The 5,198-nt window shown below is 43.7% G+C and carries 2 protein-coding genes; one reads left to right on the top strand and one right to left on the bottom strand.

All coding sequences use genetic code 11. The features are described 5' to 3' along the window. A partial coding sequence (locus tag F6K57_RS36075; protein WP_293072897.1) for a condensation domain-containing protein occupies window positions 1–3,297 on the top strand: 3,297 nt, incomplete at its 5' end. Here F6K57_RS36075 and F6K57_RS36080 read toward each other — a convergent pair. Beyond that, window positions 3,298–4,650, bottom strand: a complete 1,353-nt coding sequence (locus F6K57_RS36080) for an oligosaccharide flippase family protein (protein ID WP_293072900.1) — start codon at window positions 4,648–4,650, stop codon at window positions 3,298–3,300. It abuts the gene before it with no gap. Window positions 4,651–5,198 lie beyond the last annotated feature (548 nt).

Here is a 5,198-nt window from a genome sequence, read left to right on the forward strand (position 1 = left end):
CCTTTAAAGTTCCATCGGGTAGATAAAGACTCTTTAAAAGGAACCATTAAACGAGTCGGGGCAGAACATCCCAACAGCAGCATTTTCGCAGACCTAGGGCCAGTTATCCCAGGAGTAACGATTCGGATTGTCGATGAAGAAAATTCGATTTTGCCTGAAGATACTATAGGTCACTTGCAAGTATGTGGCGATGCAGTTTCTCCAGGTTACGATAAAAATCCTGAAGCGAATCAGGCATCTTTTCTAGAAAATGGTTGGTTTGATACTGGAGATTTAGGTTTCATCACCAACGGACACTTGGTGTTGACCGGTCGAGCCAAAGAGACCATTATTATCAATGGCGCAAATTACTACAGTCAGGAAATTGAAACTGTAGTCGAAGAAGTAGAAGGGGTCGAAGTTTCCTATACCGCAGCTTGTGCGGTTCGAGATGGAGGTGGCTCAACAGAAAAACTAGGGATTTTCTTCCATTTGACGACTCAAAAAGATGAAGAAATACTGCCGCTGTTGCAGACGATTCGAAAGCAGGTGATTTCCAAAATCGGGGTCAATCCAGATTACTTGATTCCCGTTGCTCGGGAGGTGATTCCGAAAACCGCTATCGGAAAAATCCAACGCTTACAATTGAGTAAGGGTTTTGAAGCCGGAGAATTTACCCAAATTCTGAAACAGTTGGGTGATCAAAATGCCCGATCGAGTAAGGAAAAGATTGCCCCCCGCAACAAATTAGAACATCAACTGGCTTCGATTTGGCAGGATGTGCTGGGAATTCCAACCGTCGGTATTGAAGATAACTTCTTTGAACTGGGGGGGAATTCGATCGTGGCAATGGCCCTGGTGAACAAGCTACAAGACGAACTGAACAAAATTCTGCACCCAGTTGCCCTGTTTGACGCGCCAACAATTGCTACATTAGCTGAATATCTTCAAGAAAATTATTCGGAGCTAGCTGAGGAAACAGAAGGTAAAGTTGTCAGTAAGACAAGTAAGACATTAGTAGAGAAACTGAACACCCAGCAAATTGGTCAGATGCGGCAATATCTACAGCATCACCTTTGTGGGGAATCTGTTCAATCCGATACGTCTGGTAAGAAAAATAAACAAGCTATTTTCATCCTCTGTACCGGACGCTCTGGTTCTACTTTATTAAGGGTGATTATGGCCGGACACCCACAACTTTTCGCACCACCAGAGTTGTATCTGCTTTCGTTTAATACTCTTGCGGAACGCAAAGCTGCTTTTTCTGGGCGCAATAATTTCCTGGGAGAAGGGGTAATTCGCGCTATCATGGAAATCAAAAACTGTGATGGGGAACAAGCACAGCAGATTATGGAGGAGTTAGAGGAACAAAACTTGAGTACCAAGGAGTTTTTCTCTTTGATGCAAGAGTGGCTGCCTGGTCAAATCATAGCTGATAAGACTCCACCTTATGTGTTTAACCCAGAAGTTCTGCAACGTGCGGAGGAAGAGTTTGAAAATCCCCTTTATATCCACCTCCAGCGCCATCCCCTGGCCACAATTCGTTCAATGAAAGAGGCCAGGTTAGATTTGTTGGTGGCCATGGAAGAAAACCAGTTCTCAGTGGAGCAAAAAGGAGAATTGATGTGGTTGATAAGTCACCAAAATATATTAGAGTTCCTCAAGAATATACCCAGTTCCCGTCAGCATCAGCTTAAATATGAAGACTTAGTGCAGCAACCCGAAACTACTGTTCATCAGTTATGTGAATTTATCGGGATAGATTTCCATCCCGATATGCTCCAACCTTATAAGGAAAAGAAGCAGCGCATGACCGATGGGGTTCACGCTGTATCCAGGATGATGGGAGATCCTAAATTCCACACTTACAAAGGGATTAATGCCAAAGTTGCTGAGCGCTGGAAGGAAGAATATAAGGTAGACTTTTTGAGCCCAGAAACTTGGAAGGTAGCAGAGTCTTTGGGTTACGATCGCCCCTCGGAGAATTCCCTCAGCAATTCCTTACCCCTTACCGTCGAACAAGAATACATGTGGTGGCGTGCACATCCAGAGGGACTTTACAACAACACTTGGCGCATTTGGCGCATTGAAGGCCCATTAAACCTCAAGGTCTTGCAGGAAGCGATTAAAGAAATTGCCCGCCGTCACACTCCCCTCCACACCACTTTGGAAAAAGTAGATGGTTCTGTGGTACAGGTGGTACGCCCAGAAATGGAGCCAGCTTTTGAAATAGTAGACTGCCCCAACATACCAGAAAACGAAGAGTCCCAGGTAATCCGGAACTATCTCGAAGAATGTTCCCTGCGTCAGTTCGACTTAGTCAACGGTCCGATGCTGCGGGTTAATATCCTGCGTTTGAGCGAAACCTCCCATATTCTCATGCCCTGCATCAACCACGCGACCACTGATGCTTCGTCTTGGGGCTTATTCATTCATGAATTAAACGCTCTCTACTCGGCCTTTGCTTCTGGACAGCCCTCACCCTTGCCACCACTGGCCATGACATTTACCGACTATGCCCAGTGGTATCAGCAATGGCTGCAGGCAGGGACCTTGGACAAGTGCCTCAACTACTGGCGAAAAACCCTGGCGGGAGCGGAACTTTTGGAGTTACCGACCGATCGGCCCCTTCCAGCCAACCCCACATTTCGCCAAGGCTCCGAACCGTTAAAGATTAGTCCCGACTTGAAGAGTAGCTTGGAAAACATCAGTAAGAAAGCCGGGGTAGTTTTATACGTTACTTTATTGTCAGCCTACGGAGTAGTTCTTGGAAGTGTTGCTAACCAAGAAGACTTTGCCATTGATTCCATCTTCGTCAATCGCCTGAGGAAAGAAGCTCAATCCTTAATTGGCCCTTTTGGCAATATCCTACCCCTGCGTTTGGATTTAAAAGGCGATCCTACTTTTGCCGAATTACTTGATCGCATACAGCAAACTGTCCGTAATGGTTACGCCCACAATAGTTTGCCTTTTCTTCAACTCGTGGATATCTGGAAAGCCCAAGGCAAGCAATTCAAATATCCTACTTCCGTAGGTTTCAATGTGATTAATGCAACCAACTCCGAACAACTGGAACTACCTGAAATGGAAGTCTCATTTATCGGGATGAAAAAGAAAGCTGTAGTCAGAAACCTACATTTGCGGATGTTGGCTAAAGACGGAGGTTATAGCGCTGACTTCAGGTACATTACCGATATCTTGGACGGCACGACAGTTGCTCGCATCGCCAGAAAATACCACTTTCTTCTGGAAAGTGTAGTAAAGGAGCCCCAAAAGCCCCTTTCTCAATTACGAGTAATGCTTGATCGAGTGGAGTAACTAGATTCCCTCCGATTTTGAACCCCGTTGAAAAAGTCCCCTGAAAACTAGGGGACTTACTCCTACATATTTCACCACTAAAAAACTGAGCCAAATATTCCACAGCGCTTTAGAGAAAGCTGTAGCTATAGCTGCCCCTACTCCACCGATGAGGGGAATAGCGATCGCATTTAACACGATATTGAGAATAGTCGCATAAATAAAAACGGGTAAAGATTTATTTTGATGACCCGTCATCACCATCAAATAGCCTACAGAACCACATAAAGCACTTACTAAATTGCCTAAAACCAAAATTTTGAGTTGCAAACTCGCTGCGATAAATTCTGAGCCAAATATTCCTAAAATGGGTTGACTGAAGACGGTGAGCAATAAGGAAATAGCCATAGAAGGCCAGAAAATCCACAGGGCAACTGCAGAAACCACCTTTTGCAGACCCTCGATATTGTTTTTAGCGTAAAGGGCTGCGAAACTGGAAGCGGCGACTATATTGATAATGCTCAGCACAACACTAACCCATTGAGCCGTATTCACGGCCGCACCGTACATCCCTGCTTCCTTTGCTCCCAATATTGAACCAACCATAATCGTGTCGATTTTACCAAGAATTTTCAAAAAACTCTGCTGTAATAACAAAATGAAAGCGACACCCAACCACTCTCGAATGGCATAGACCGGTTTGCTGGCTTCAAATTCTTCATTTAACTTAAACAATAACAATCCAAACTGGAATAACAGGGCAGCTAGGAAGGCGATTTCAGCGATCGCGATCGTAGAAATTCCGGTGAGGTCATGACTTGTCTGTATGAACAGAAATGCGCCACAGACTACCAAAACCGGCCAAATTATTTGTGATGGCGCGTAGGCTAAAGTAACATCCTTAGCAGCTCTGGAAGTTTCCAATTGCAAATTTACCAGGGCTTGTAGTGGTATCAGACCGATACCTATTAATAAAGGAGTGGCATAAGCAAAGGGGTGGTAATAATTCAGCAGTAAAATTACACCAGCAGCTAGCAAGCTAAGCAAAAGACTAGCCAGAATAGTAATCAACCAGCTACTGCGCACGATACCTCGCAACAGTCCCCATTCTTCTTTCACCTGGTACTGGGATACAAAGCGCAAAACGGTATGGGGTAAACCCAATCCTGCGGGAATTGCTAAGAGGATAGACCAAGCAATCACATATTCATAAATGCCATACTCAGTGGTACCCATCCATCGCGCCAGGAATATCTGCACTACATAAGTCAGAAGAATACCTGCAAATTTTATGATCAGAGCTATTCCAGCTTCTTTAGCCAGAATACCTAAATTAAGATTTTCGTCGGTAGTGGAAGATACAGTTTGAGTCATAAATTTTATGGAAATCAAAGAAACGGGGTGAAAACCAAGCTACAAGCCTGATGGATTGCCAAAACACAAGACAGTTATATAGCATTTGTAGTTGAAATGTAAACCTGTATCGTCTTTTTTGATGGGACAATAACACTGAGGATCTCTTTCCCCTCTTGCATCCATGCTTTTTTCGGTAATTCCTGTGTTGATAACCCAGATAAGTAGTCGGACAAAATTAGGTTTAACTGTTGAAATAGGGACCAGGGAGCAGAGAGACTTTTGCAAACTTTACAAAAGTTAACACAGTTTCATTTATTTTTGTCTAGGTACTTACAAAAGCTTTAAGCATATACTGATCACTGAATGCTTACCATAAAAGTGACAAGAGAATGGGAATATTATCAAGTTCATATGTTAATTTATGAGCCTAAAAAATTTGGCAGCCTTTTTAAGCTGAGGATTTCCAGTCTACAAGCTCGGCAATCGAACTAATCAAACGATAGTTATCGTTTACTAACAACACAATTATGTATGAAGGTATAAGCTGATTTTGAGAGTGTTGAGTA

Origin of the sequence: Moorena sp. SIO4A5 (assembly GCF_010672005.1) — a bacterium.
Classification (GTDB): Bacteria; Cyanobacteriota; Cyanobacteriia; order Cyanobacteriales; family Coleofasciculaceae; genus Moorena.